The organism is Halorhodospira sp. 9621, from assembly GCF_022228055.1.
In the GTDB taxonomy this organism is placed as follows: Bacteria; Pseudomonadota; Gammaproteobacteria; order Nitrococcales; family Halorhodospiraceae; genus Halorhodospira; species Halorhodospira halophila_A.
In genome coordinates, this window is sequence record NZ_JAJNRD010000006.1 from 26,967 (window position 1) to 51,640 (window position 24,674).

Below are 24,674 nucleotides of genomic sequence, written 5' to 3' on the forward strand. Positions count from 1 at the left end.
GTGCCCAAGATTCACCTTGCCAATCCCCGCGGTTTCTGCGCCGGCGTGGACCGGGCCATCGCCATCGTCGATCGGGCGCTGGCGGTTTACGGGTCGCCCGTCTACGTCCGTCATGAGGTGGTGCATAACCGTTTTGTGGTGGATGATCTGCGCGGGCGCGGCGCGGTCTTTGTCGAGGAACTGCACGAGGTGCCCGACGGGGCCACCGTGATCTTCAGCGCCCACGGCGTGCCGCAGTGGGTCGCCGACGAGGCCGAGCGGCGGGGGCTGCAGGTCTTTGATGCCACCTGCCCGCTGGTGACCAAGGTCCACAAAGAGGTGCGCGATCATGCGCGAGCGGGCCGTGAAGTGGTCCTGATCGGCCACGCCGGTCATCCGGAGGTCGAGGGCACCATGGGGCAGTATCTGGCCCCGGAGGGACAGGGCGGTATCTACCTGGTGCAGAGCCAGGAGGAGGCGGCGGCGCTACAGGTCCGGACCCCGGACGATCTGGCCTTTGTCACCCAGACCACGCTGTCGGTGGACGACGCCGCTGGCATTGTCGAGGCGCTGCAGCGCCGCTTCCCGTCTATCCAGGGGCCGCGCAAGGACGACATCTGTTACGCCACGCAGAATCGCCAGGATGCGGTGCGTGCTCTTGCCGACGAGGTCGACCTGCTGTTGGTGGTCGGCTCGGTCAACAGCTCCAACTCCAACCGCCTGCGCGAACTGGCCGTGCGCTGCGGTACCGAGGCGTACCTGATCGATGGTGCTGCCGATCTGGACCGGGGCTGGCTGGATGGCCGTCAGGCGATCGGCGTGACCGCCGGCGCCTCGGCGCCGGAGAGCACCGTGGTGGAGGTGGTCGAGCAGCTCCAGGCGTGGGGCTGCGAAGCGCCGGAGGAGCGGCCGGGCAAGGCGGAGACGGTCACCTTTGGTTTGCCGCGGGAGCTCGGTCAGCCTCCGGCGGCCTCATGAGCGCCGTGCCGGCGACTCCTCCCGCCGCTTGAGCGGGTGCAGCACCAGCAGGGCCTCCGGCTGGCGCTGGCGCACCTGCTCGGCAACCGCCCTGGGCACCACGGCCAGGCCGTCGCCACTGATGACCAAGCCGGCGTAGCCGTCCGCCAGCTGCCGCTGTTGCTGCCGGGTCACCCAGGCGTGGCGGATCCGCTGTCCCTCGATGAAGTGGTAGGCGGTGTCGCCTCCCCAGCGCGGTAGCGCGTAATGGCGGATCAGGTCGGGTAGTGGGATGTGCGCCTCGAGCGGTTGGTGATCCCGTGCCTTGTCCGGGCGGGATCTCCCGCGCGGGGTTGCCCGGTCGCGGGGGCCTCGGCGCTTGCCCGACTGCTGCCTGCGAGCTTCCTCCTGGCTCGCCAGACCTGCTCTAACAAGCTGTTCTTGAAGAGAATTTGACATGTGCAGCATTCTGCACAGGTGGCCTGCCGGCGTCGACCCCCGGTCGCGACATGGCGGGTTATACTGATCCCGCAGCCAGTTTTTCCGGATAAGGCGAGGGGGCTATGAAGGCGTGGATTCGGGGTGCCCTGGTGCTGTTGGCCATGGCGGCGGTCGCGGGCTGCGGTCACTCGGTGGAGCGGATCGATCGGGATGCGGAGCACGACCTCTCCGGTCGGTGGAACGACCAGGATTCGCGACTGGTTGCTGAGGAGATGATCGCCGACGTGCTGGATCGCCCCTGGTTGCGGGAGTTTCGGCGCGACGAGGGCGGGCGGCCCACCGTCATCGTGGGGGGTGTCCGCAATCTCAGCCACGAGCACATCAATACCCGCACGTTCGTTAACGATATCCAGCGGGAGCTGATCAATTCCGGACAGGTGGATTTCGTCGCCGACGCCGATCAGCGCGAGCGCATCCGTGAGGAGCGCCGCGACCAGGATCTGCACGCCAGCGAGGAGACCCGCAAGGCCATGGGGGAGGAGCTGGGCGCTGACTACATGCTGCTTGGTTCGGTGAACTCCATCATCGATCAGGAGGGGCGACGTCAGGTCCGTTACTACCAGGTCGACATGGAGCTGATCAGCCTGGCCGATAACCGCAAGGTCTGGATTGGCAACAAGGAGATCCGCAAGCTCGTGCGTTCGGCCTCGGCGCGGCCCTGAGCGGCGCGGCCGCGTGACGCATTGGCTGTATAGGCCCTGGCTGGCACTGATACTGGCTGCTGCCCTGGCCGGGTGCACGACCTACGGCGATCGGATGGCACCGGTAGAGGCCGCCGTGGAGGACGGCGATCCGCGTCGAGCGGTGGAGCTGCTCGATGCGGACTCCGGCGGGCCGGGGGACCGTGTTGTCGACCTGCTCAACCGCGGAGCGCTCCTGCGCATGGCCGGGGAGTTCGAGGCCAGCAACCGTGCCCTGGAAGAGGCCTACGACGCCATCGCCGAGGTCGATCCGCTGAGCGTCTCGGAGAGCGTGGGCAGTCTGATGGTGGGTGAGACCGCTTTCGCCTACGCCGGCGAGCCCCACGAACGGGTCCTGCTCCATCTGCTCATGGCCTTCAATTATCTGGATCTCGGGGATCCGGATGCGGCGCGGGTCGAGGCTTTGCGCGTGGATCTGCGCCTGCAGCGTCTCGCCGCCGAGCAGGGGCGGTCCGTCTACCGGCAGGATCCGTTTGCCCGGTACCTCAGCGGGTTGATCTTCGAGCGTCTGGGTGAGCCGGATCAGGCCCTGGTGGCCTATCGCCAGGCCTACCAGGCTTACCGCGAGCAGGGCGGACGGCTGGGGGTTGCGGTGCCCCGCTCGCTACAGCGCGATCTGCTGCGCCTAGCCGATAAGCTGGGACTCGACGAAGAGCGGGCCGAGTGGCAGCAGGCTTTTGGGCTGGACGCCTGGCCGGATCCGGCCGAGCATCGCGAGCAGGCGCACGTGGTGTTGATTGCCGGGGTGGGGCTGGCCCCGCGCAAGGGAGAGCAGGGGTTCGCGGTGCAGGATCGCCAGGGACGCATCCACAGCGTGGCCCTGCCGTACTACGAGCCGCGGCGCAGGCCGCTGGGCGGGGTCCAGTTCAGCGCTGGGGAGGCCTCGGTGCCGGCAGAGCCGGTGCACGACGTGGACGCCGTCGCCCGGATCCTGCTCGAAGAGCAGCAGGGCGTGCTCGCCGCCCGCGCGCTGGGGCGACTGCTGGTGCAGAAGGAGATGATCGATCAGGCCCGCGAGGCCAGTCCGGTAGCCGGTCTGGCCATGAACGTCTTCACCCTGGTGGCGGACCGGGCGGACACCCGCACCTGGGGCATGCTGCCGGCGCAGTACTACATGGCCCGCATCAGTCTGCCACCCGGCGAGCACCGGCTTGAGCTGGTCTATCAGGGCCGGTCCGGTCACCCGCTGACCCGGGTGGACCTCGGGGCGCTGGAACTCGAGGCCGGGGCTTATCACTTTGTATTCGATCGCTGGGTCTCGGCGCGTGCCGGCTCCGTGACCCACAGGGGGGAGCCGTGAAAGCGCTTCTCGTAGTCCTGATGGCGCTGTTCCTGCTGGCCGGCTGTGCTGGTAGTGCTCCGCCATCGGGAGATCAGCCATCCTGGGTGGTCGGCGGTGAGCCGGCCTCCTATCCCCGTGAAAGCTATCTCAGTGCGGTGGGCACGGCCGATCACCGTGAGCTGGCCCACGATCGGGCCCGGGCCGAGCTGGCGCGCGCCTTCGAGGTTCATGTAACGGCGGCGACACAGCAGGAGGACCGGCTGGCGTTCGGCGACGGCGAGACCCGGCACCGGGCGACGCTGGGTCAGCAGGTCGCGACGCGCACCGCGGTCACCCTGCGCGGTGTCGAGATCGGCGAGACCTGGCGGGAGCCGCAGAGCGGCCGGTATCACGTCCTCGCCGTCATGGATCGGCAGCAGGCGGCCAGCGCGCTGCGCGAGGGCATCGCGGGCCTGGACGCGGCGACCAGTCGCTATCTGCGCCAGGCAGACGCTGCCGCCGACCCGCTGCACGCACTCGCCGCGCTGGCCCGGGGGCTGGAGGCGCAGCGCCAGCGTGCCGAGTATCAGCAGGCCCTGCGGGTGCTCACCGGCGCCGGCATGACGGTGCGGTACGAGCTGGCGGTGCTGCGTGCGCGGCTGGCCGCCGAGGCCGGGAGCATCCCCTTCGGCATCGGCGCGCGGGGTGATCATGCCGAACGGGTGGCAAGCAAACTGCGGGCATCGGTGGCCGCTGCCGGGTTCCGGGTCGATGAACGGGAGGATGCCTACCGGCTGGAGGCTGTGCTTGAACTCGAGGATCTCGGGCAGCGCGATGGCTGGTACTGGCAGCGTGGCGGCCTGACCCTGCGCTTGCTGGATGATGCCGGTGAAGTCCGTGGCGAGCAGCGCTGGCCGGTGCGCGGTGCCGCCACCGATTACACGACGGCCGAGCGTCGCGCCCTGGAGCAGGCATTCGAGCGCCTCGGCGAAGACCTGTTCGGCCTGATCATCGCCTTGGCTGTCGGCCAGGGCGAGTCGGCGCCGCGAGGCTAGAAGCGACCGCGCAGCGTGGCCGTAGCGAGCAGCGAACTCGAGCGGCTGCCGCGGAAGTCATCCGGAACCAGATCGCGGTCAACGCTTCTTGCCGAGGCCTCCAGCCGGAGCTCGATCCGCTCCCAGGCATAGCCGCCGCCGCCGAGCAGGTGGAAGCCAGTGCCGGAGAGCGTATCGCCGTTGTCGCGTTCAAGGCGCTCGTAGTGCAGGCCGGCCCCCATGTAGGCGCGCGGCCCGGCCTCGCGGAACTCGCGCCCGAAACGCAGGGTCAGGTCTGTGGCGCTCCAGCGTTTCGGTTCCGGGTCGGCGTAGAGGCTGCCGCTGGTGCTCAGCTGCTCGCTGTGCAGGTGGGCGATGCCCACCGAGGCGTGTTCGCTGACGGCGTACTGGATGTCCAGCACGGGACCGTGGGCGCGCAGGCGCGTTGAGTCGTCGCCGTATCGCTCTTCAACCGACAGGTGGTGGTAGCCGTAGCCGACCCCCACACTCCAGTTGCGCCGGGGCGGCGGCGCCTGCTCTTCGGCCCGCTCGGCCACGCGTATCGTCTCCGCTTCTTCTGCCCGTTCCTCCTCGGTCTCGTCATGAGTCGCCCCCGGGATTCCACCCTGCCACCAGGCCGGTCGGTCGGTGGGCGGTGTCTCACGCGTTGTATCGGGTGGCTCGGGGCCGTCGGCCTGTTCGAGGATGCGCATGATCCCGGGCATCAACGCCGGCCGCATCTCCATGGCGTGGCGGGCAATCGGGTCGGCCAGTCGCGGATAGGTCGACAGCAGTTCGTCGAGCTCATCGAGGAAGGCCTCATTGTCGCGCAGCGCCGCCTCCTCGATGCGGGTCAGGGCGTCATCGAGGATGCTGCGCTGGTGTTCGGTGAGCAGGCCCGGATCAGCGGATGCGCTGCCGTGGGGCGCCGGAGCCTCGGCGTCTTCGGCCGTCGCTTGGAGGACCGGCCACAGCGTGGCGGCCACGATGAGTAACCCGGCGAGGTGCCTGCTGCCGGGCGTGCGGTTGGGCCGACGATACCGGTGCATGGGTGGCTCCTGTCTGTTGTGCCGCTACCTCTTGCTTTCGGCCAGCGCGGCCCGTCGGCTGGTGAGGCGCGCCGGCCCTGCCCCGAAGGATAGTCAGCCCGTGCCCGTCTCGCGACCCAGCGCCGGTGGGTTATTCCCCGCGGCCGCTCGCAGCCTCTAGGCGGATCCGTTCGACCGCCTCGCCGTACTGCGGATGATCGGGTGCTGCCGCTTCGCTCCGGCGAGCCGCCTCCAGCGCCTCGGCGACCTGGTCCAGGCGCAGCAGTGCCCAAGCCAGGTTGTGGTGGGCCGCTGGCCCCGACTCGTCCTCCGCCTCGATAGCGTGGCCATAGGCGTCCACAGCGGCGGCGTACTCCCCCCGGGCGTAGCGGATGTTGCCGAGGCCCAGCCAGGCGTCTGCGTGCGCGGGCCAGCGCGTCGTGGCGGCGTGGTAGCCGGCCAGGGCCGGCTCCCAGCGCTCCTGGCGCTCCAGCTCGGCGACGGCGGCGACCCAGTCATCGGCGTTGGCACTGCGGGGCAGGTGCCCGGGGCGCGGGATCACCATCGCCCAATGGTCGCCGCGTTGCCAGGTTCGCTCGAACCGGCGCAGCGAGAGGGTCTCGCGTCGCTCGGTCCCCGAGCGCAGGGTGACCGTTCCAGCGTCCAGGTCAAAGCCCACCACCACGGCGTAATGCCAGTGGGGCAACGCCTCCAGGGCCAGGTTCTGCAGGACCAAAACCGGGCGGCCGCCGGCTACCTCCGCTAGTAGGTCGGCTAGATCCGGTGCGAGGACATACGGGATGCGGTCGGCGCGGCGGGCGGCGGCCAGCAGCTCGTTCTGCAGCGTGCCCTGGCGCTCGGGAAGGTAGACGGCGTCGATCAGCTCATCGTCGGTAGTCACCACATCGCTGGCGACCAAGACCGTGGCCAGTGCCGCCGGGCCGCAGTAGTAGGTCTCGTCCGGGAAGAAGGGCGTGTCGCTCAGCTCCACCGCGCGGGGTAGCTCGGCGGTCTCCCGCGCCTCGGCGATTACCTCCGGGTGCTGCAGTGGGGGGGCGGCGCCGCCCCCCCCCCCCGCGCCCCCCCCCGGGGGCCCCCCCCCCCCCCCCCCCCCCCGGCACCGAGAAGCGCTGTCACCATCAGGGCGTACCGCGGGGTGATCCGCCGCTGCAGCCGGATTGCGGGCCCCATGGCGGTGCAGCGGTTCAGCGGACCAGCAGCCAGATGATGACCAGCAGGAGGATGGTGGTTGCGCCGATGGAAACGCCCGCGCCGGCCGGTTGCTGCTCGATGCGTTCGGCCAGCTCCCGCGCCTCCTCATCGCTCAGCGCGGCGACACGCTCCTTGGCCTGCGCCGGATCAACGCCGTAGTCGGTCAGGGCTTGCTGGACATCCTCGCGTTGCAGGGCCTCCTGGACGCGATCGCGGTCGGATGCCGCCTGGCGCTCGCTGATCACGTCGCTGGTCCCGACCACACCCGCCAGCGCCGTGGTCGGCGCCATGGCACCCAGCGAGAGCGCGAGCCCGATTAGGACGATGAGACCTTTGATACCGGTGCGCTTCATGGAGAAGCTCCTATTTTGAGTGGTTTTTTCACGAATGATCCACTTGTGGTGGAGCGTCGCACGCTGATGCGGGTCATGCAACGTGATGCTGCGCGGACTGGCGGGAAGCGCTCAGCCGCGCACCCGTCGGAGGAAATCTTCGAACAGGTGTTGTAGCGTCGGCAGGTGGTCGTTGAGGTCGTGCTCGGCGTCGAGCAGGTGTAGGCGGGCCCGCTGGCGCTGTGCGAAGGTCATCACCGCCTCGGGCGGGATCAGGGCATCGCGCCAGCCGTGGACGATCTCCTGGTGCTCCGTGGTGGGCGTCGGATAGGCCGGGTAACCCGGTATGCCGATGGCCGGGGCGAGCAGGAAGAGGCCGTCCGCCTTGAGCTCGTTGGCGGCATTCGCCATGACATAGCCGCCCATGCTGGAGCCGACCAACACCAGTCGACCGGCGGCCCGGGGTCGGTGCTCGAGCACCATGGCCACCCGCTCGTCCGGGTCCTCGGTGGCCGTGAAGTCGATGCTCTCGACGGCGAAGCCGGCCTGCTCGGCGACGGGCAGCAGGGCGGAACTCTTGCGGCCCCAGGGGCCGGTGCCCTTGCCGTGGGCGTAATAGAGACGGTTTTGGGGGTGAGTCATCGGGGTTTCTGGTGCCGGCGAGAGGACTTGAACCTCCGACCTGCCGATTACGAATCGGCTGCTCTACCAACTGAGCTACACCGGCACAGGCTGCCTGAACAACGCCGCGAATTGTAGCCGAAGGGCGGGTGGGGAACCAAGCCCCCCGTGCGTCATCGGGCCGCGGTCGCGTCCCGGCGATCTTGCGCTAGTCTCAGTGGGTGCGCATGGAAGGTGCGGATGGAACCCAAACGCGAGGAAGGGATGCCTCGCCACTCTGGATTCACAATGCTCGAGGCGCTCGTCGCCCTCGGGCTCTTGGCCGGTGTCGCGGCCGTGTCGCTCCAGGCCCTTCTGGGTGGCGTGCACGGGGCTCGTGATGCCGCGTATCACGTACGAGCCACTCTCCTCGCCGAAGAGTTGATCACCCGCGCCCGGTTGGTCGCGCCAGATCAGCGCTCGGCTGATCTGGCCGAGGTCGATGCGGGGGACGTGGGCACGTGCCAACCGCCGTCGGTCGGGGACCAGGCCCGCGGCGACGTGGTTGATGCCGACGGTTGGCGGGCCGAGGTTGCCTGCCAGCTGCCGCAGGCCGAGGTGTCGGTCGAGGCGGGCGCCGATCGCATCCGCGTCGAACTCCGCTGGCAGGCTCCCCACCGGGACGAGGCATCGTCCCTTGAGCTCTCCGGGCAACTCCTCGAGGTCGGCCCATGACCGGGCGTGCCTATGGCGTGACCTTGGTCGAGCTGCTGGTGGCGCTGGCCGTGGCGGCGGTGGCGCTGCTCGCGGCGATGCAGATCCTCGATAGCGCTTTGCGGGCCAGTGCCACGGTGGAAGACCTTGGCCGGGTGGCGGACAAGGGGGCGTTGCTGCGCCAGGTGCTCGACGGCGAAGTCTCCCGGGCTGGGGAGGTCGCCTGCGGCGGCAGGACCCCGCTGTATCGAGGCGAGGGCGCGGCCGGCGAGGTGATCGGGGCCCAGCTCGATCCGCCGGGTCTGCGCGCCGATGAAGGCGAGCTGACCTGGGTGCGCGGTAAGGAGGCGCCGCGGAGCGTGGCGACCGGCTACGATGCCATCGAGGTAGCGGCCCCGGAGGCGCAAATCGAGCTGGATGAGCCGGCCGAGGAAGTGTTTGGAAGCCTGCCGGCCAAGGTCCTGGTCGGTAATGCCGAGGGCCTGTTCCTGCTCGAGGCCGAGGCGCAGGATGGCGCCAAGGATCTCACCCTGGACGGGCTTGGCGAGGACCACGACCTGCCCGAGCGCGGGGTGGCGTGGGTCCCCTGGTGGCCGGAGGAGGAGTCCGCGGAGGACGACGATGCGTCGCCCGTCCAGGTGCGGCGGTTGCGGTGGTCGGATGGCGGAGGCGTCGATGGGGTGCCGACCCTGAACCTCGGCCGTGGCGAGGGGGCTCCGCAGCCGATCCTGCGCGGGGTCGAGGCGCTGGAGATGGGCTTCGCCGAGTGCCCGGGGGCCGACGACCCGGCCCAGGTCCCGGATCATCCAGGGCCTTTCCAGCGCGCGGAGGAGGTAGACGACTGGCTGCGGGTGTGTGCCGTGCGCTTTACGGCACGCATCCGCACCGGTGGCCAGCGGGGTGCGACCGGCGCGGGGCAGGTCCAGACGCTGACGGTGCCGATCCACGGGAGGCTGCCTTGACGGGGGCCTCCCGGCAGCTCGGCTTTGCGGTGCTCGGCCTGAGTGCCGTGTTGGTCATGTTGGCGCTGTTGTCCTGGTCGGTGGTTGCCCCCACCGCGCTGCAGCTGCGCGCGGCCGCGGCCTTGGAGTCCCGGGCTGCAGCCCGCCTGGCGGCTGCCGATGAACTGGTCAGGGCAAGGCGGGAGCTGGCAGCCGGGCGCGAAGAAGCCGGCGATCCGGGGTGTTGCAGCGGCGAGGTGGCGGCGCCGTGCTACCGTATCGAGCGCGACGACGGGCAATTTCGGATTTGTGCTCGCGGCAGCGGGGGGGACGGGGCCGAGGTCTGCCTGCAAGCGGGTGGTGTGTTCGCGCCGGCGCCGGTAACGGGAGCAGCTGACCGCGTCGAAATCCGCTGGCAGCGCGAATGTCCCTACGGGAATCGGGATTGAGGAAGGTGTTATGAGGAGAGCGGATCAGCGCGTCCGCGTGGCTGGCTTCAGCCTGGTCGAGCTGATGATCGTCTTGGCCATCTTGGCCATCCTGGTGGCGATCGCCTACCCCTTCTACGGCCAGTACAAGGTGCAGGCGGACCGTAGCGACGCCACCGCCACCTTGATGGATACCTGGATGGCGCTGGAGCGCTGTTTCATCCAGGAGATGGACTACGACGCGTGTACGGATGAGGTCCCGGAGTTGTCCGAGCGGGGCCTTTATGAGCTGGGGGTCGAGACCGACGCCGATGGCTTTCGCCTGACTGCCACACCGGCGCCGGGAAGTCCGCAGGAGGCGGATGAGGCGTGTACGGAATTCACCCTCGATCACCGCGGCGAGCGGGGCAGTGGCCCCGAGGGCGTCGAGGTCTGCTGGGGCGACTGAGCCCGGCCTTTACCCTCACCGAGCTGCTGGTGGTCCTCGCCCTGGCTGCCGGGCTGGCGGCCGTGGCGGCGCCCCGGTTGGGCGCCGGTGTAGACGAGATCCGTGCCTGGGCCTGGCAGCGGGAGCTCCTCGCCGGGCTGGAGCGGGCCCGCATCGAGGCGCTGGACCACGATGAGACTGTCACCCTGTGCGGCGGCACCCCGCAGAGCGGGTGCGAGGCGCAGGGCTGGGATGACGGCTGGATCCTGTTCCGCGGCGAGGCCGCATCCGGCCAGGCGCCGGAACCGGAGCAGCTCCTCGCCCGGGGGCGTGGCGCCGGGCCGGGTCATCGGGTCGCGGCGGGCACCGGGTCGGAGGGGTTCAAGTTCGCGCCAAATGATTGGTGGCAAGGTATCGCCGGGTCCATCACCCTTTGTCGCGACGGCGTGAAAGTGGCCGCCATCGAGGTGGCCATGACCGGCCGGCCAAGGCCGGCCGACGACAAGCGGGGTGAGCCCTGCGACTGAGGCCTCAGGAGGCCGGGCCCGGGGGTGCGCCCGGCAGCCCGGCGACCAGGCGTTGGGCCCGGTGGGGCGTGGCCAGGGCGTCGGCGACTGCGGCGATCTCCTCGGCCAGCGGGCGGTCCGCCTCCAATGGCGGCGCCAGTTCGCGGACCCACGCCAGGGTCTGACGCGCGCTGTGGCTGAAACCGGTCCCGTCGGTCAGTTCCAGGCCCTGGGCCAGGACCAGCGCCTCGATGGCCAGGATCCGCTGCAGGTGGTCCAGGTTGGTGGCCGCCTGGCGGGCGGCGCGGGTGCTCATGGGGACGATGTCCTGGTTGTCGGCGTTGGTCGGCACTGACTGGATCGAGGCCGGGTGGGCGCCGGTGCGCATCTCCGCGACCAGGGCCGACGCCGTCACCTGGGCGCCCATAAAGCCGCTGTGCAGACCGGTCTGGCGGGGCTGCATGAAGGCCGGGAAGCCGCTGCGCACCGGGTCGGTGATGCGGTTGATGCGCCGTTCACTGTGCACGGCCAGTTGGACCAGGGCGTTGTTCAGGGCGTCGGCGGCAAAGGCCAGGTGCTGGCCAAAGAAATTGCCGCCATGCAGCACGCGCCCCTCCTCGGGGAAGAGCAGCGGGTTGTCGCTGGCCGCATCCAGCTCGCTGGCCACGGTCTGGTTGTGGAAGGTGATGCTGTCCAGCACCGCGCCCAGCGCCTGAGGCAGGCAGCGGATCGAGTAGGGGTCCTGGGGCAGCGGCTGGTCGGGCAGGACGGCGCCTTGCTCTTCATCCAGCCGGGGTGGCACGCCGGGCCACGGCTGCAGGCGCCGGCTGTCCTCGGCCAGGGCGGTGAGCCAGGCGTGGGCCCGCATCTGGCCAGGGTGAGGGCGGGCGGCGCCGATGGCCGGCTGGAAGGCCTCGGCATGGCCGCCAAGCAACTCGGCGTAGAGCATGCCCAGTACCGCACAGATCCCGGCCGCCCGCTCGGCGCCCGCGCCGGTGACGGCACTGATGCCGGCGGTGGTCGAGGTGCCGTTGACCAGGGCGATGGCGTCCTTGCCGTCCAGGGTCCACGGTTCCCAGCCCAGGCGGCGCTGGGCGGCGTCAGCAGGCTCCCAGGCGCCGCCGTGGACGCTCACCCGGCCCTCCCCCATCAGGGCCCGCGCCACGTGGGCCAGCGGGGTCAGGTCGCCGCTGGCGCCGACGGTCCCGATGGCCGGCACTTCCGGGATCACGTCCTGCTCCAGCCACCCCAGCAGGCGCTCCACAACCGCCGGCGTGACCCCGGAGTGTCCGCGGGTGACACTGGCAATGCGCGCGGCCAGCGTGGCGCGGGTGTGGCAACGGGAGAGCGGATCGCCGACGCCGCTGCACAGGTGGTAGACCAGGTTGCGCTGCAGGGTGCGCGAGGCGGAGGGGTCGATCCGGCTGGTGGCCAGCGGTCCGTAGCCGGTGGTGACACCGTAGACCAGCCGGCGTTCGTCCACGAGGCGCTGGAGGTAGCCCTCAGCGGCACGCAAGCGTTCCCAGCCGGCCGCTAAGACCGTGGCTGAGCTGCTGCCGTGTCCGATACCCTCGATATCGGCGGCGCTCAGGCCACCGGCCAGATCCACTGCAGCCATGCTGTTCAGTCCCAGTCCTGCAGTTTGCCCATGGCGTTGCGCGGAAGCTCGGTGCCGATACGCAGATCCGTGGGTCGCTCGACCGCCGGTAGGTGCTCCCAGATCCAGTTCTCGAGCGTCTGGCGCAGCGTTTCAGGATCGGCGTCGGAACGCGCGGGAACGATGAACGCCTTCAGGCGCCGACGACTGCCTTCGCCGTGGCTGCGGACCGCGCAGGCGGCAACGGCCTCGTGGCTTTCGAGGCGCCGCGCGACGTGCCCCGGAGAGACGTTCACACCGCCGATCTGAATGATGTCATCGATGCGTCCGGTGGGTCGGAAGACCCGCTCGTCCCGCCACTGGAGGCGATCGAGCGGGGCCACGGTCACCGCTGCACCATCGGGTTGAGTGCGCTGGAGGTTGCCGTCCGCGTCGCGCTGCCAGTGGGGCAGCAGGCGGTAGTCCTCCGAGGGTGCCCAGCGCAGGCCGATCCCGCCGGCCTCGGTGGCGCCGTAGACCTCCAGCAGCGCGTCCAGGCCGGCCTGCAACAGCCCGTTGCGGCAGGCGGTCTCCAGCGCGGCGGTCGAGCTGATGCCCGTGCCGCCGGGGAAGCGGTGATTGCTATCGAACAGGTAACGCCAGCGTGCCGGGACGGTGGCAATCAGGTCGTCAGGTGCCGGCTCGCGGAACAGGGCGGTGGGCGCGGCGTGGCTCTCGATCACGGTGCTGCCCAGCGCGCGGGGCAGGGCGACGCCGAAGACGAAACCGTAGAGGTGGTGGACGGGCAGCCAGGCGATCACCCGCGGGTGACTGCCCAGGGCGTTGGCCAGTGCCTCGGCCTCCTGGGTCAGCGCCGCCCAGCTGTGGTGGTGCGGCTGCGGGGTGCCCGTGCTGCCCGAGGTCGAGAAGGTCAGGCCGCTGGTGTGCTGACTGGCGTCGGCGATGAGTTCGGCCATGTCGCCGATCCGGCGCACGGCCAGCAGACGGTCCTCCACACCGGTCTCATGCAGGCGGAAGAAGCGGTTGAGCGCGCTGGCTAGATTGAGTCGATCCAGGGAGTCCGCCCGGATTGGTTCGGCATCCAGGCGGCTATCGGCGCACAGGTCCTGCGCTTCGGGCGGGTCGCCCCGTTGACCGCGGCCGGTGGCCAGCTCGCCGGGGATCAGGCTGCGCAGCAACCGCAGCACTTCATCGGCATTCAGCCCTTGCATCGGTCGGTCCTTTCGCGGCTGCCCGCGCCCGGGACGGGCACGGGCAGCGGGGTCTGGTCTAGACGCGCTTGACGAAGACCCAGTAGCTGTCGCCGGAGAGGGCCTTCTTCATGTGCACCTTCACCTTCGTGGGCGTCATTTGGTAATCGAAGGTGTACTCGAACATCGTGTTCAGGTTGCCCGAGGCCACCCCTTCCTTGAACTTGCCGTAGAACTCCGGGCTGTCAGTGCACGGGGCCACGTCCTTGAAGAAGTTCTTGCCGATGACCTGCTTCGGGTCGCGGCCGGTGATGTCGCCCTCCGCGGCGTTGTACTGAAGGATGTTGCCGTCGCCGTCGAGCTGGATGGCGCCGAAGGCCAGGCCGTCGAGCTGGCCGTCGTCCATCTTGGCGAGGGTGTTCTCGATGTCCTCGCTACCGAAGGCTACGTGTTCCATCGTGATACTCCTTTCATGGACCGGGGGCTTCGTGGTGAGCCTTGCTCACTCTCGAGACTCCAGCCTAGATGTACAGCCTTTGTATAACAAGACCCGTCCCTTTGTTCATCCGTAGCTTTGGAGCCAGTACGGGGCGGGATCGAGGTCGCAGGTGCGCTCCTCCAGCTGGTCGGCGACCAGGCGCGCGCTGCCGGCGGCGAACGTCCAGCCCAGGTGGCCGACGCCCGTGGCCAGGTGCAGGCCGGAGATCGGGGTCGGACCCAGGATCGGGGGGCCGTCGCAGGTCATCGGGCGCAGGCCGGCCCAGGGTTGGCTCGGGGCGTCCGCCAGCTGTTCGGCCAGGCGCGGGAAGCGGCTCAGACCCTGCTCGCGGACGGCTCGCCAGCGCCGCTCGTCGAGCCTGAGATCGAAGCCGGTGATCTCCGCCTTGCCGGCGATACGCAGCTGCTCACCCAGTCGGGTAACGACCACCTTGCGGGCGTCGTCGATGATGGGCATCCCGGGTGCGCCCTCTATCCCGTGCAGCGGGATGCTCACCGAATACCCCTTGACGGGTTCGATGGGCAGGCGCAGACCGAAGCTGCGGGTCAGGGCCGGGCTGTAACTGCCCGCCGCGACAACTACGGCGTCCGCGTCGATGATCCCGCGGCTGGTCTCGACGCCCTCCACACCCGCTGGGCCGCCGAGCAGCCTGCGTGCCGTAGTGTCGAGCCACAGTTCGGCGCCTTCGGCGGTGAGTCGCTGCGCCAGGGCCGCGGTGAACTGCAGCGGGTCGCCGCAGCCGTCGTCGGGGAACTCGATGGCGCCAGCCAGCTGGTCTGCGGTATCACTCAGCGCGGGTTCGCGGGCGAGCGTCTCGTCCACTCCCAATACCTGGTGCCGGATGCCCAGCGCTTCCACGGCAGCCGCTTCGGTGCACCCCTGCTCCAGAGCGTCCGGGTCATCGAAGAGCTTCAGGATGCCGCTGTCGCGAGCGGCGAACGAGAGGTCGAGCTCGTCACGCCACGCCCGTGCCTGCTGTAGGCCGTAGAGGGCCAGGACCGCATTGGCGTCGGCGTGACGGCGGTAGCGCCGGGCGGTGGCGTTGGCCAGGAAGCGCAGCGACCAGCTCGGATTGCGCAGTACGCGCAAGGGATTGATGCGCAGCGGGGAGTCGGGTTTGCCGAGCCAGGCAATGGCATCCCGGAGTACGCCCGGAGGGTTCCATGGAGCGGCGTGGCCGGCGTGGAGCTGGGCGCCGTTGGCGTAGCTCGTCTCCTGCGCCACGTCGCTGCAGCGCTCGATGAGCACGATCTGGTGGCCACGGGCGGTCAGTTCCCAGGCCACGGAGGTTCCGACCACGCCAGCCCCGACTACAGCGATGCGCATCGGTGTTCTCCCTCGGTTGTGGTTCGGGCACGATTCTCCGGCGCGGGCGGTGGGATCACGGCGCCGCGCTGCTGTCTCGGTAACGGTGCCAGCCCTCGGCGCGCAAACGGCAGGCCGGGCATTCGCCGCAGCCGTAGCCCCACTCGTGGCGCTGCTCGCGCGCGCCGTAGTAGCAGGTGTGGCTTGCCTCCACGATCAGGTCCACCAGGGCGGTTCCGCCGAGTCGTTCGGTCAGCGCCCAAGTCTGGGCCTTGTCCAGCCACATCAGGGGGGTATGCAGCACCAGTCGTTCGGCCATGCCCAGGTTCAGGGTGACCTGCAGGGACTTGACGGTGTCGTCGCGGCAGTCGGGGTAGCCGGAGAAGTCGGTTTCGCAGACGCCGGCTACCAGGTGGCGGATGCCCCGCCGGTGGCCCAGGGCCGCCGCCAGGGTGAAGAAGAGCAGGTTGCGGCCGGGGACGAAGGTGTTGGGCAGGCCGCGCGCGTCGTAGGTGATTTCGGCCTCGCGGGTCAGCGCCGTGTCGCTGATCTCGCCGAGCACGCCGGCGTCGAGAACGCGGTCCTCGCCCAGACGCGCCGCCCAATCGGGGCGCAGGGCCCGCAGGCCGTCAAGAACCTCGCGGCGGGCCGAGAGTTCCACGTCGTGCCGCTGCCCGTAGGCGAAGCCGATGGTCTCGACGCGGCTGAAACGCTCCAGGGCCCAGGCAAGACAGGCCGTGGAGTCCTGCCCCCCGGAGAAGAGGACCAGGGCGTGTTCTTCATCGGTGCTGGCGGGTGTCCGCTGCCGGGACTCGGCCATCGCCTGCTTCCTGGTTGGTTGTCGCGTTCCCGTAACAGGATAGGGGTTGCGTGCAGCGTCCGCCAGAGCGATGCGGCGGTGCCCCGGCGGTCACTCGCCGGCGTCCCGGCGGGCTGCCAGCAGGGCCTGCTCGGTGGCGGCCCAGCTGATCCCGTCGGCCGGGCCAATGATCTCCAGCCGGCTTTCGCCGCGCCAGGCGGTGGCTTCCATCCGGACCCCATCGGCGTCGACATCCACGCGCAGCCAGTCGCGGCCGGTGCGCACGACGCCCTTGACGCGCTGGGAGCCGCGAAGGGTCTCAAGGGCCCGGAGCAGGGCCTGGCGGTCGAAGGCGTCGTCGGGGTGGAAGATCCACCCGCAGGCCGCAGCGGCGCCGCCAGCCTGCTCGGCGCGCACCGGGCGGCCCGGTTCGGGGGTGGCGGCACGGTCGGCGTGGTGGTCGTGGTGCCCGGCGTGGTGAGGCGCTGCCGCGCTGCCTGCGGGGCCGGCACGGCCAGCTGACTCGTCCAGCCAAGCCGGATCGATGCAGCCGTGGGCGGCCTCCTCGATGCGCTGCTTGGGTGGATACAGCGATCGGGCCCAGGCCTGGAAGGTTGCGCGCTCGCCGGCGCTGCACAGGTCGGTCTTGTGGGCAACCAGCACATCGGCCAGCTGCGCCTGATCCAGGAATGCGTCGTGCCCGGCGACCCGCGGATCATCGAGTTGGCGCGGGTCGATCAGGGTCAGCGTGGCGCGCAGCGAGATCGCGCCCTGCTGCTCGAATTCGCGGAGCAGGTCGAGGATGCGCGCCGGATGGCCGAGTCCGGTCGGCTCGATCAGCAGACGGGACGGACGGCTGCGGCGCAGCAGGCGGGCCAGGGCGATCCGGAAGGGCGCCCCGAGTGTGCAGCACAGGCAGCCGCCGGGCAGTTCTTCGATGGCCGCGTCGTCCTCGAATCGTGTGGCGTCGACACCGACATCGCCGAATTCGTTGACGAGCACGGCCCAGCGCTCGCCGGCAGGGCGGGCCTCGGCGAGCAGGTGCCGGATGGCCGTGGTCTTGCCGACGCCCAGGAAGCCAGTGATCAGATTGGCGGGGGCGGGACTCTGCATGATGCGAAGCATACGCGCAGCGACCCGCACCCGACCAGGCCCGCCCACAGGTCTGCAGTGCTACAATCGGTGACCTATGTCTGGGAATACCTTCGGCACCCTGTTCACGGTTACGACCTTCGGCGAGAGCCACGGCCCGGCGCTTGGCGGCGTCGTGGATGGCTGCCCGCCGGGGCTCGCCCTTACCGAGACGGATCTGCAGGTCGAACTCGACCGGCGCCGGCCCGGGCGCTCCAAGCACACCACGCAGCGCCGCGAGAGCGATCAGGTGCGGATCCTCTCCGGGGTCTTCGAGGGGGTGACCACCGGGACGTCCATCGGGCTGCTCATCGAAAACACCGATCAGCGCTCCAAGGATTACTCGGAGATCGCCGAGCGCTTCCGGCCCGGGCACGCCGACTACACCTATCAGCAAAAGTACGGCATCCGTGACTATCGTGGCGGCGGGCGCTCCTCGGCCCGGGAGACGGCCGTCCGGGTGGCGGCCGGGGCCATCGCCCGCCGCTATCTCGCCCAGCGTCTCGGTATCGAAATCCGTGGACGGCTGGCGCAGATGGGCGAGATCGAACTTGGGGCCGAAGACTGGTCCGCCGTCGACAGCAACGATTTCTTCTGCGCTGATCCGGCGCGCATTCCGGAGCTCGAGGCGCTGATCCACGAGGTTCGCAAGGCCGGCGACTCGGTGGGTGCGGCGGTGGAGGTCGAGGTCCGCCATATGCCGCCGGGGCTCGGCGAGCCGGTCTTCGACCGGCTCGATGCCGATCTGGCCAAGGCGCTGATGTCCATTAACGCCGTCAAGGGGGTGGAGGTCGGCGCGGGTATGGCCGCCGCCGGGCAGCGGGGTAGCGCCCATCGCGATGAACTGACTCCGGACGGGTTCGCCGGCAACCAGTCCGGCGGAGTGCTCGGTGGTATCTCCAGCGGGCAGGATCTGGTGGTGCGGGCTGCGCTCAAGCCCACCTCGAGCATGCTCATTCCGGGACGCTCGGTGGACGTCCACGGCCAGCCGGTCTCGGTGGTGACCAAAGGACGCCACGATCCCTGCGTCGGGATCCGTGCCGTGCCCATTGCCGAGGCCATGGCGGCGCTGGTAGTGATGGATCACTGGCTGCGGCATCGGGCACAGAACGCCGACGTCGAGTCCGGGACCCCGGTGCTGCCCGCCCGCGACCGGGAGTGACCCGTTGAGCGTCGGGGCTCCGGGCGGGGCGCAGACGCCGCTGCCTTACTGGCGGCTCTCCGGCTTCTACCTGTTCTTCTTCGCCGCCCTCGGGGCGCTGATGCCCTACTGGGGGCCGTATCTGCGCGCCGAGGGGTTCTCTTCGGCGGAGATCGGTCAGCTGCTGGCCATCCTGCACGCCACCAAGATCATCGCGCCCAACGTCTGGGGGGCTCTGGCCGATCGGCTCGACCGGCGCATGGCTGTGGTGCGTGCCGCCTCGGTGGTGGCTTTCCTGGCCTTCTCCGCCATCCTCATCGCCGAGACCTACGGGGCGGTGGCCCTGGTGATGGCCCTGTTCGGCTTCTTCTGGAACGCCGCGCTGCCCCAGTACGAGGCCAATACCTTCAACCACCTGCGTGGGCAGGAGCACCGATACGGGCGTATCCGGCTTTGGGGCTCGGTGGGGTTCATCCTGTCGGTGATGGGCATCGGGGAGATGCTCGACCGGGCCGGGTTCGACGCGCTGCCCTACGTGGTGCTGCTGATCTTCGGCGGGCTGGCCATCTCCAGCCTGATCGCGCCGGAGGCGGGGCGCGCCATGCGCCGTGCCGATGGTGACGGTTTCTGGGAGACCCTGCGCCGGCCGGCGGTGATCGGGTTCTTTCTGGCCTGTTTCCTCAACCAGATGGGCCACGGACCGTTCTACGGCTTTTTCAGCATCTACCTGGAGGACCACGGCTACAGCGGCGGGCTGATCGGGGCCCTATGGGCCTGGGGCGTGGTGGCCGAGATCGTCATCTTCCTGGTCATGCATCGGCTACTACCCCGTTTCGGGGCCCGCACTTTGCTGACACTGGCGCTGACGCTGGGCGGGCTGCGGTGGCTGATGGTCGCCGCCTGGGTGGACTCGGCCTGGCTGGTGGCCCTGAGTCAGACCTTCCACGCCGCCAGCTTCGGGATCTACCACGCGGTGGCCATTGACGTGGTCAACCGTTTTTTCACCGGCGCCGCGCAGGGGCGCGGGCAGGCGCTCTACTCCAGCCTGACCTTCGGCGCCGGCGTCGCGCTGGGGTCGCTGCTCTCGGGCATGGCCTGGGATGTCTTCGGTGGGCAGACCTTCCTGGCCGCCAGCGCGGTGGCTTTCCTGGCGGCGATCCTGGCGGCTTGGAGCCTGCGCGGGCAGCGGGCCTGAGGGGAGGCATTTCCCCCGAAGGGGGTCGGTCCGATATAATTGTACGGTGAATGTTTTGAAGTCAATTGATAGAACAGGCCAATGACCGGGAAGACCCTCTACGACAAGCTCTGGGATAGCCATGTGGTCACCGAGTACGACGACGGCTCGGCGCTGCTCTACATCGATCGTCAGCTCCTGCACGAGGTGACCTCGCCGCAGGCGTTTGAGGGTCTCCGCTTGGCCGGGCGCCAGCCCTGGAGCGTGGCGTCCAATCTTGCCGTGACCGATCACAATGTTCCCACCACCGATCGCAGCCAGCCGGTGGAGGATCCGGTCTCGCGTGTTCAGATCGAGACGCTGGACCGCAACTGTGCCGACTTCCGGGTCACCGAGTTCGGCATCCACGACCCGCGTCAGGGGATTGTCCACGTCGTCGGTCCCGAGCAGGGCACCACCCTGCCCGGGATGACGCTGGTCTGTGGCGACTCCCACACCTCCACCCATGGGGCGCTCGGTGCCCTGGCCTTCGGCGTGGGGACCAGCGAGGTGGAGCACGTCCTGGCCACTCAGACCCTGGTCCAGAAAAAGGCCCGGACCATGCTCATCCGCATCGAGGGGCAGCTGGGGCGCGGGGTCACGGCCAAGGACATCATCCTGGCGATCATTGGCCGTATCGGCACTGCCGGCGGCACCGGCTACGCCCTGGAGTACGGCGGTGAAGCCATCCGCAACCTCTCCATGGAGGGGCGGATGACCATCTGCAACATGTCCATCGAGGCCGGGGCACGCACCGGCATGGTGGCCGTGGACGACACCACCATCGATTACGTCTGTGGCCGGCCCAACGCCCCGGAGGGCGAGCGGTGGGAGCAGGCCGTGGCCAGCTGGCGCAATCTGGTCTCGGATCCGGACGCCGAGTTCGACCGGGTGGTGGAGATGCACGCCGACGAGATCGAGCCCCAGGTAACCTGGGGGACCTCGCCGGAGATGGTCGCCTCGGTGAACCGGCACGTGCCCGACCCGGCCGAGGAGTCCGATGCGGTCCGTGCCCGGGCAATGACCCGGGCACTGGAGTACATGGGCCTGGAGCCGGGAATCGCCCTGACTGACATCCCCATGGACAAGATCTTCATCGGTTCCTGCACCAACGCCCGTATCGAGGATCTGCGCGAAGCCGCCGAGGTGGTCCGTGGCCGCCGGGTGGCGGAGAACATTCGCCAGGCCCTGGTGGTGCCGGGCTCCGGGGTGGTCAAGCAGCAGGCCGAGGCCGAGGGGCTGGACCGGGTCTTCCTCGAGGCCGGTTTCGAATGGCGGGAGCCGGGGTGCTCCATGTGCCTGGGCATGAATCCTGATCGCCTGGAGCCCGGCGAGCGCTGTGCCTCCACCTCGAACCGCAATTTCGAGGGCCGGCAGGGACAGGGGGGACGCACCCATCTGGCCAGCCCGGCGATGGTCGCCGCCGCAGCCATTCACGGCCACTTCGTGGATATCCGAGAGTAGTCGCTGACACGTCTCCGGCCCTTCATCCAACGACTGGAAACGCCCATGGAACCTTTCACTCGACACACCGGTCTGGTGGCGCCGTTGGATCGCTCCAACGTGGACACGGACGCCATCATCCCCAAGCAGTTCCTCAAGTCGGTCAAGCGCACCGGGTTCGGTCCGTACCTCTTTGACGAGTGGCGGTACCTCGACCGCGGCGAGCCGGGGATGGACTGTGCGAACCGGCCGCGCAACCCCGATTTCGTCCTCAACCAGGAGCGTTATCAGGGGGCCAGCGTGCTGCTCACCCGGGACAACTTCGGCTGCGGCTCATCCCGGGAACACGCCCCCTGGGCGCTCAAGGACTACGGCTTCCGGGCGATTGTGGCGCCAAGCTTCGCCGATATCTTCTACAGCAACTGCTTCAAGAACGGCCTGCTGCCGGTGGTGCTGGAGGAGGGGGTGGTGGACCGGCTCTTCCAGGCGGTTTACGCCACCGAGGGGTACCAGCTGACCATCGATCTTTTCGAGCAGCAGGTCCTGACCCCGGATGGCGAGCGCTTCGGCTTCGAGGTGGATCCGTTCCGCAAGCGCATGCTGCTCGAGGGGCTCGATGAGATCGGCGTCACCCTGGAGGAGCAGAGCGAGGCGATCCAGGCCTACGAGCAGCGGCGCAAGCAGGAAGCCCCCTGGCTCTTCCCCGAACCCTGAACCCTGGAACCTGAATAGAACCTATGTCCCACAAGATCCTGCTGCTTCCCGGCGACGGTATCGGCCCCGAGATCACCGCGGAGGCCCGGCGCGTGCTGGAGGCCCTGAACGAGCGCCACGGGCTTGGCTGCGAGATGGAGACGGCGCCCATCGGCGGCGCCGGCTACGACGCGGCGGGGCAGCCCCTGCCCGATGAGACCCTGCGCCTGGCGCGGGCGGCCGACGCGGTGCTGCTCGGCGCGGTCGGCGGCCCGCAGTACGACGCGCTGCCCCGCGAGGTGCGCCCGGAGCGTGGCCTGCTGGCGATCCGCTCGGAGCTGGGGCTGTTCGGCAATCTGCGCCCGGCCATCCTCTACCCGCAGCTGGCCGGGGCCTCGGCGCTGCGCGAGGAGGTTGTGGCGGGGCTGGACATCCTCATCGTCCGCGAGCTCACCGGCGGCATCTACTTCGGCCAGCCCCGGGGGATCCGCACGCTGGAGAACGGCGAGCGCCAGGGGTACAACACCGAGGTCTACAGCGAGTCGGAGATCGAGCGGATCATGCGCCTGGCCTTCGAGGCGGCGCAGCAGCGCCAGGGGCGGGTCTGCTCGGTGGACAAGGCGAACGTGTTGGAGAGCTCGGAGCTCTGGCGGGAGGTCGCCGAGCGGGTGGCCGCCGACTATCCGGCGGTGGAGCTCTCCCATATGTATGTGGACAACGCCGCCATGCAGCTGGTGCGCGCGCCGAAGCAGTTCGACGTGGTGGTCACCGGCAACCTCTTCGGCGACATCCTCTCGGACTGCGCCGCCCAGTTGACCGGCTCCATCGGCATGCTGCCCTCGGCCTCGCTGGATGAGCACGGCAAGGGGCTCTACGAGCCGGTGCACGGCTCAGCGCCGGACATCGCCGGGCAGGACAAGGCCAATCCGCTGGCCACGATCCTGTCGGTGGCGATGATGCTGCGCTATAGCCTGGGTGCCGGCGAGGCTGCCGACCGGGTCGAGGCCGCCGTGGGGGCGGTGCTCGAGGAAGGGCTGCGCACCCCGGACCTGCAGGGCGGTACGCGGCCGGTGGGCACCCGGGAAATGGGCGAGGCGGTGGCGCAGCGGCTGTAGCTCCAGCCACAGCCCGCAGCAACCACCCGCGACAAAGGGGCCGCACCCGACAAGGTGCGGCCCCTTTGCGTGGGTGCCTCCGCGCGTCCCGGGGAGGCGTTAGAAGTTGAAGCGGGCCCCGAGGGCCAGGCCCAGATCGTTCTCGTCGCCGGCGTCGTTGATCTGCAGATCGCCCACGGCGTCCCACTGCGGGGTCAGCGCGTAGGTGAACTTGGCCGCCAGGTTGACGATGCCGTCGTCGAGGTCCTCCTCAGTGTCCACATCCAGGTAGCGGATCTCCCAGGCGTACTGCAGGCCGTCGAGGAACATGCAGCCGTGGCGGATGCCGGCGGTGAGTTCGTAGCCGGTCTCGCTCTCGCTACTCGCCGAGTCGGGATCCGTATCGCGGTAGACCAGGGCGGCGACGCCGTAGAGGTCGATGCCCGGCGTGACCGCCAGGCGGTAGCCCGGGCCCAGCGAGAGCGTGGTGATGTCGATGTCGTCGGTGAGGTAGCTGGCCTCGCCGCGCAGGAAGATGTCGTCGGTCAGGCTCAGCGAGCCGATCAGCCGCGGGCCGACAAGGTCCTGATCCGCGTCGTCCAGCTCAGTAAAGACAACGCCGCCCTCGGCGTAGTCGTAGCTGAAGTCCTGGGCCGGCAGCTGCGCAAACGCCTGCCCGCCGATCAAACCACCGGCGACCAGGCCACTGGCGGCCGTATAGAGAATGCCTCTGTGCATGGGTGCCGCTCCTTGGTTTCACGGGTTGGGGGGAACTGCAGACAATCTAGCAGGTACCTGCCGGCGTGCCAGTTCGCGGATTGCTGGGGCGGCCCGAGGCGGCGGGTCGCGCTGGCCCCGTGCTGCCGCGAGGCGTTAGACTCCGGACAGGAAAACGTCCAGACAGGGGCTAAGGATCCATGAGCAAGCAGTACGACGTCGCCGTCGTTGGTGCCACCGGCGCCGTGGGAGAGGTGATGCTCTCCATCCTGGCCGAGCGCGGCTTCCCCGCGCGCAGGATCTACCCGCTGGCCAGCGCGCGCTCGGCGGGGAACACGGTGACCTTTGCCGGGCAGGAGCTGGTGATCCAGGATCTGGCCGAGTTCGATTTCTCGCAGGTTCAGATCGCGCTCTTCTCCGCCGGGGGCTCCATCTCCGCCGAGCATGCGCCGCGGGCGGCGGAGGCCGGTGCGGTGGTCATCGACAACACCTCCCACTTCCGCTATGACGACGATATCCCGCTGATCATCCCCGAGGTGAACCCTCACGCGGTGGCTGGCTACAAGAAGCGGGGGATCATCGCCAACCCCAACTGTTCCACCATCCAGATGCTAGTGGCGCTCAAGCCGATCCATGACGCCGTGGGCATCGAGCGGATCAACGTGGCCACCTACCAGGCGGTCTCCGGCAGTGGCAAGCCGGCCATCGACGAACTCCACACCCAGAGTCGGGCGATCCTCGACGGCGCCGAGCCGCAGTGTGCCGAGTATCCCAAGCCGATCGCCTTCAACTGCCTGCCGCACATCGACGACTTCCAGGACAACGGCTACACCAAGGAGGAGATGAAGATGGTCTGGGAGACCATCAAGATCTTCGAGGACTCCTCCGTGCGGGTGAACCCGACCACGGTGCGGGTGCCGGTGGTCTACGGCCACTCCGAGGCTGTGCACATCGAGACCCGTGAGCGCATCACCGCCGAGCGTGCCCGGCAGGTGCTCTCCGGCGCTCCGGGCATCGAGGTCTTGGACGAGCGCGCCGGTGGCGGCTATCCGACGGCACTGACCGAGGCCGCGGGGCGCGATCCAGTCTACGTCGGACGCATCCGCGAGGACATCAGCCACGAGCGGGGTCTCGATCTGTGGGTGGTGGCCGATAACGTCCGCAAGGGAGCAGCGCTGAACAGCGTGCAGATCGCGGAGCTGCTGATTGGCGAATACATCTGACGGCGGAC

Annotated in this window: 26 protein-coding genes, 1 tRNA gene and 1 pseudogene; 15 read left to right on the forward strand and 13 right to left on the reverse strand. The window is 69.4% G+C overall.

Annotated features, from left to right (window positions below):
- The gene (ispH, locus tag LRF89_RS04635) at nucleotides 1–957 is read left to right on the forward strand and encodes a 4-hydroxy-3-methylbut-2-enyl diphosphate reductase (RefSeq protein ID WP_238636667.1); all 957 of its coding nucleotides are present in this window, start codon (nucleotides 1–3) and stop codon (nucleotides 955–957) included.
- On the opposite strand, the gene LRF89_RS04640 is transcribed toward ispH, so the two are convergent.
- Nucleotides 952–1,395 carry a DUF2058 family protein gene (locus LRF89_RS04640; protein ID WP_201171654.1) on the reverse strand — a complete coding sequence of 148 codons (444 nt, stop codon included), beginning with the start codon at nucleotides 1,393–1,395 and terminating at the stop codon, nucleotides 952–954. The genes ispH and LRF89_RS04640 overlap by 6 nt on opposite strands.
- Before the next feature lie 104 nt (nucleotides 1,396–1,499).
- Between LRF89_RS04640 and LRF89_RS04645 the strand changes: the two genes are divergently transcribed.
- The 3 genes from LRF89_RS04645 (at nucleotide 1,500) to LRF89_RS04655 (ending at nucleotide 4,454) form a co-directional block, all read left to right on the forward strand.
- Nucleotides 1,500–2,099, forward strand: coding sequence for a penicillin-binding protein activator LpoB (locus tag LRF89_RS04645; protein WP_238636668.1), 600 nt, complete (start codon nucleotides 1,500–1,502; stop codon nucleotides 2,097–2,099).
- A 94-nt stretch (nucleotides 2,100–2,193) separates the two neighbouring features.
- The gene (locus LRF89_RS04650) at nucleotides 2,194–3,438 is read left to right on the forward strand and encodes a COG3014 family protein (RefSeq protein ID WP_238634514.1); all 1,245 of its coding nucleotides are present in this window, start codon (nucleotides 2,194–2,196) and stop codon (nucleotides 3,436–3,438) included.
- The gene (locus tag LRF89_RS04655; protein WP_201171647.1) at nucleotides 3,435–4,454 is read left to right on the forward strand and encodes an LPP20 family lipoprotein; all 1,020 of its coding nucleotides are present in this window, start codon (nucleotides 3,435–3,437) and stop codon (nucleotides 4,452–4,454) included. The genes LRF89_RS04650 and LRF89_RS04655 overlap by 4 nt, the downstream gene beginning before the upstream one ends.
- Here the strand turns inward: LRF89_RS04655 and LRF89_RS04660 are convergent.
- From LRF89_RS04660 to LRF89_RS04680, 5 genes are all read right to left on the reverse strand, one after another.
- A complete protein-coding gene (locus tag LRF89_RS04660; RefSeq protein ID WP_238636669.1) occupies nucleotides 4,451–5,482 on the reverse strand; it encodes a hypothetical protein in 1,032 nt (343 codons plus the stop codon). The genes LRF89_RS04655 and LRF89_RS04660 overlap by 4 nt on opposite strands.
- Nucleotides 5,483–5,612: 130 nt before the next feature.
- Nucleotides 5,613–6,452 carry a PA2778 family cysteine peptidase gene (locus LRF89_RS04665; RefSeq protein WP_238636670.1) on the reverse strand — a complete coding sequence of 280 codons (840 nt, stop codon included), beginning with the start codon at nucleotides 6,450–6,452 and terminating at the stop codon, nucleotides 5,613–5,615.
- A 214-nt stretch (nucleotides 6,453–6,666) separates the two neighbouring features.
- On the reverse strand, nucleotides 6,667–7,026 hold the full coding sequence (locus LRF89_RS04670) for a PA2779 family protein (protein ID WP_201171641.1): 360 nt from the start codon (nucleotides 7,024–7,026) through the stop codon (nucleotides 6,667–6,669).
- A 111-nt stretch (nucleotides 7,027–7,137) separates the two neighbouring features.
- Entirely contained in the window at nucleotides 7,138–7,647 is a 510-nt protein-coding gene (locus tag LRF89_RS04675) for a serine aminopeptidase domain-containing protein (protein WP_238633459.1), read from the reverse strand.
- 9 nt (nucleotides 7,648–7,656) lie between these two features.
- Nucleotides 7,657–7,732 (reverse strand) — tRNA-Thr (locus LRF89_RS04680).
- Nucleotides 7,733–7,866: 134 nt separating this feature from the next.
- Here LRF89_RS04680 and LRF89_RS04685 point away from each other — a divergent pair.
- The 5 genes from LRF89_RS04685 to LRF89_RS04705 are packed head-to-tail and all read left to right on the forward strand — an operon-like array spanning nucleotide 7,867 to nucleotide 10,642.
- Entirely contained in the window at nucleotides 7,867–8,340 is a 474-nt protein-coding gene (locus LRF89_RS04685; RefSeq protein ID WP_238636671.1) for a hypothetical protein, read from the forward strand.
- The gene (locus LRF89_RS04690; RefSeq protein WP_238636672.1) at nucleotides 8,337–9,281 is read left to right on the forward strand and encodes a prepilin-type N-terminal cleavage/methylation domain-containing protein; all 945 of its coding nucleotides are present in this window, start codon (nucleotides 8,337–8,339) and stop codon (nucleotides 9,279–9,281) included. The genes LRF89_RS04685 and LRF89_RS04690 overlap by 4 nt, the downstream gene beginning before the upstream one ends.
- Nucleotides 9,278–9,709: a hypothetical protein gene (locus LRF89_RS04695; RefSeq protein WP_238636673.1), complete on the forward strand. Its 432-nt coding sequence runs from the start codon at nucleotides 9,278–9,280 to the stop codon at nucleotides 9,707–9,709. The genes LRF89_RS04690 and LRF89_RS04695 overlap by 4 nt, the downstream gene beginning before the upstream one ends.
- 10 nt (nucleotides 9,710–9,719) lie before the next feature.
- Nucleotides 9,720–10,136 carry a type IV pilin protein gene (locus tag LRF89_RS04700; RefSeq protein WP_201172523.1) on the forward strand — a complete coding sequence of 139 codons (417 nt, stop codon included), beginning with the start codon at nucleotides 9,720–9,722 and terminating at the stop codon, nucleotides 10,134–10,136.
- Nucleotides 10,058–10,642 (forward strand): GspH/FimT family protein, encoded by a 585-nt coding sequence (locus LRF89_RS04705; RefSeq protein ID WP_338018512.1) that lies wholly within the window; start codon nucleotides 10,058–10,060, stop codon nucleotides 10,640–10,642. The genes LRF89_RS04700 and LRF89_RS04705 overlap by 79 nt, the downstream gene beginning before the upstream one ends.
- 4 nt (nucleotides 10,643–10,646) lie before the next feature.
- Here LRF89_RS04705 and LRF89_RS04710 read toward each other — a convergent pair whose 3' ends face one another.
- The 6 genes and pseudogenes from LRF89_RS04710 to LRF89_RS04735 all read right to left on the reverse strand — a co-directional run bounded on the left by LRF89_RS04710 (nucleotide 10,647) and on the right by LRF89_RS04735 (nucleotide 17,124).
- Entirely contained in the window at nucleotides 10,647–12,239 is a 1,593-nt protein-coding gene (locus LRF89_RS04710) for an HAL/PAL/TAL family ammonia-lyase (protein WP_238636675.1), read from the reverse strand.
- 5 nt (nucleotides 12,240–12,244) lie between these two features.
- Nucleotides 12,245–13,429, reverse strand: a complete 1,185-nt coding sequence (gene pcl / locus LRF89_RS04715) for a 4-coumarate--CoA ligase (protein ID WP_201171627.1) — start codon at nucleotides 13,427–13,429, stop codon at nucleotides 12,245–12,247.
- A 58-nt stretch (nucleotides 13,430–13,487) separates the two neighbouring features.
- A complete protein-coding gene (pyp, locus tag LRF89_RS04720; protein ID WP_201242104.1) occupies nucleotides 13,488–13,865 on the reverse strand; it encodes a photoactive yellow protein in 378 nt (125 codons plus the stop codon).
- 105 nt (nucleotides 13,866–13,970) lie between these two features.
- Nucleotides 13,971–15,257 (reverse strand): annotated as a pseudogene (locus tag LRF89_RS04725) (D-amino acid dehydrogenase); the annotation flags it as partial.
- A gap of 31 nt (nucleotides 15,258–15,288) precedes the next feature.
- The gene (gene queC, locus LRF89_RS04730; RefSeq protein ID WP_201171621.1) at nucleotides 15,289–16,032 is read right to left on the reverse strand and encodes a 7-cyano-7-deazaguanine synthase QueC; all 744 of its coding nucleotides are present in this window, start codon (nucleotides 16,030–16,032) and stop codon (nucleotides 15,289–15,291) included.
- 90 nt (nucleotides 16,033–16,122) lie between these two features.
- Nucleotides 16,123–17,124 carry a CobW family GTP-binding protein gene (locus LRF89_RS04735; protein WP_201171618.1) on the reverse strand — a complete coding sequence of 334 codons (1,002 nt, stop codon included), beginning with the start codon at nucleotides 17,122–17,124 and terminating at the stop codon, nucleotides 16,123–16,125.
- A 76-nt stretch (nucleotides 17,125–17,200) separates the two neighbouring features.
- Between LRF89_RS04735 and aroC the strand changes: the two genes are divergently transcribed.
- The 5 genes from aroC (at nucleotide 17,201) to leuB (ending at nucleotide 22,747) form a co-directional block, all read left to right on the forward strand.
- The gene (gene aroC / locus LRF89_RS04740) at nucleotides 17,201–18,304 is read left to right on the forward strand and encodes a chorismate synthase (protein ID WP_201171616.1); all 1,104 of its coding nucleotides are present in this window, start codon (nucleotides 17,201–17,203) and stop codon (nucleotides 18,302–18,304) included.
- Between the two features lie 4 nt (nucleotides 18,305–18,308).
- Nucleotides 18,309–19,478, forward strand: a complete 1,170-nt coding sequence (locus LRF89_RS04745; RefSeq protein WP_201242101.1) for an MFS transporter — start codon at nucleotides 18,309–18,311, stop codon at nucleotides 19,476–19,478.
- 81 nt (nucleotides 19,479–19,559) lie between these two features.
- Nucleotides 19,560–20,960: a 3-isopropylmalate dehydratase large subunit gene (gene leuC / locus LRF89_RS04750; RefSeq protein ID WP_238636677.1), complete on the forward strand. Its 1,401-nt coding sequence runs from the start codon at nucleotides 19,560–19,562 to the stop codon at nucleotides 20,958–20,960.
- Nucleotides 20,961–21,005: 45 nt separating this feature from the next.
- Nucleotides 21,006–21,653, forward strand: a complete 648-nt coding sequence (gene leuD, locus LRF89_RS04755; RefSeq protein ID WP_238636678.1) for a 3-isopropylmalate dehydratase small subunit — start codon at nucleotides 21,006–21,008, stop codon at nucleotides 21,651–21,653.
- Nucleotides 21,654–21,676: 23 nt separating this feature from the next.
- Nucleotides 21,677–22,747 carry a 3-isopropylmalate dehydrogenase gene (gene leuB / locus LRF89_RS04760; protein ID WP_238634487.1) on the forward strand — a complete coding sequence of 357 codons (1,071 nt, stop codon included), beginning with the start codon at nucleotides 21,677–21,679 and terminating at the stop codon, nucleotides 22,745–22,747.
- Between the two features lie 99 nt (nucleotides 22,748–22,846).
- Here the strand turns inward: leuB and LRF89_RS04765 are convergent, their stop codons facing one another.
- The gene (locus LRF89_RS04765; RefSeq protein WP_238634485.1) at nucleotides 22,847–23,464 is read right to left on the reverse strand and encodes a hypothetical protein; all 618 of its coding nucleotides are present in this window, start codon (nucleotides 23,462–23,464) and stop codon (nucleotides 22,847–22,849) included.
- A gap of 179 nt (nucleotides 23,465–23,643) precedes the next feature.
- Between LRF89_RS04765 and LRF89_RS04770 the strand changes: the two genes are divergently transcribed.
- Entirely contained in the window at nucleotides 23,644–24,666 is a 1,023-nt protein-coding gene (locus LRF89_RS04770) for an aspartate-semialdehyde dehydrogenase (RefSeq protein ID WP_201171593.1), read from the forward strand.
- Nucleotides 24,667–24,674 lie beyond the last annotated feature (8 nt).

Coding starts and splice junctions, on each gene's coding strand:
- LRF89_RS04660 (WP_238636669.1), bottom strand. CDS start 5,482: ATGCACCGGTATCGTCGGCCCAACCGCACGCCCGGCAGCAGGCACCTC.
- LRF89_RS04770 (WP_201171593.1), top strand. CDS start 23,644: ATGAGCAAGCAGTACGACGTCGCCGTCGTTGGTGCCACCGGCGCCGTG.
- LRF89_RS04670 (WP_201171641.1), bottom strand. CDS start 7,026: ATGAAGCGCACCGGTATCAAAGGTCTCATCGTCCTAATCGGGCTCGCG.
- leuD (WP_238636678.1), top strand. CDS start 21,006: ATGGAACCTTTCACTCGACACACCGGTCTGGTGGCGCCGTTGGATCGC.
- LRF89_RS04685 (WP_238636671.1), top strand. CDS start 7,867: ATGGAACCCAAACGCGAGGAAGGGATGCCTCGCCACTCTGGATTCACA.
- LRF89_RS04675 (WP_238633459.1), bottom strand. CDS start 7,647: ATGACTCACCCCCAAAACCGTCTCTATTACGCCCACGGCAAGGGCACC.
- LRF89_RS04645 (WP_238636668.1), top strand. CDS start 1,500: ATGAAGGCGTGGATTCGGGGTGCCCTGGTGCTGTTGGCCATGGCGGCG.
- aroC (WP_201171616.1), top strand. CDS start 17,201: ATGTCTGGGAATACCTTCGGCACCCTGTTCACGGTTACGACCTTCGGC.
- LRF89_RS04710 (WP_238636675.1), bottom strand. CDS start 12,239: ATGGCTGCAGTGGATCTGGCCGGTGGCCTGAGCGCCGCCGATATCGAG.
- leuC (WP_238636677.1), top strand. CDS start 19,560: ATGACCGGGAAGACCCTCTACGACAAGCTCTGGGATAGCCATGTGGTC.
- LRF89_RS04735 (WP_201171618.1), bottom strand. CDS start 17,124: ATGCAGAGTCCCGCCCCCGCCAATCTGATCACTGGCTTCCTGGGCGTC.
- LRF89_RS04690 (WP_238636672.1), top strand. CDS start 8,337: ATGACCGGGCGTGCCTATGGCGTGACCTTGGTCGAGCTGCTGGTGGCG.
- LRF89_RS04640 (WP_201171654.1), bottom strand. CDS start 1,395: ATGTCAAATTCTCTTCAAGAACAGCTTGTTAGAGCAGGTCTGGCGAGC.
- LRF89_RS04700 (WP_201172523.1), top strand. CDS start 9,720: ATGAGGAGAGCGGATCAGCGCGTCCGCGTGGCTGGCTTCAGCCTGGTC.
- leuB (WP_238634487.1), top strand. CDS start 21,677: ATGTCCCACAAGATCCTGCTGCTTCCCGGCGACGGTATCGGCCCCGAG.
- pcl (WP_201171627.1), bottom strand. CDS start 13,429: ATGCAAGGGCTGAATGCCGATGAAGTGCTGCGGTTGCTGCGCAGCCTG.
- pyp (WP_201242104.1), bottom strand. CDS start 13,865: ATGGAACACGTAGCCTTCGGTAGCGAGGACATCGAGAACACCCTCGCC.
- LRF89_RS04650 (WP_238634514.1), top strand. CDS start 2,194: ATGGCACCGGTAGAGGCCGCCGTGGAGGACGGCGATCCGCGTCGAGCG.
- queC (WP_201171621.1), bottom strand. CDS start 16,032: ATGGCCGAGTCCCGGCAGCGGACACCCGCCAGCACCGATGAAGAACAC.
- LRF89_RS04765 (WP_238634485.1), bottom strand. CDS start 23,464: ATGCACAGAGGCATTCTCTATACGGCCGCCAGTGGCCTGGTCGCCGGT.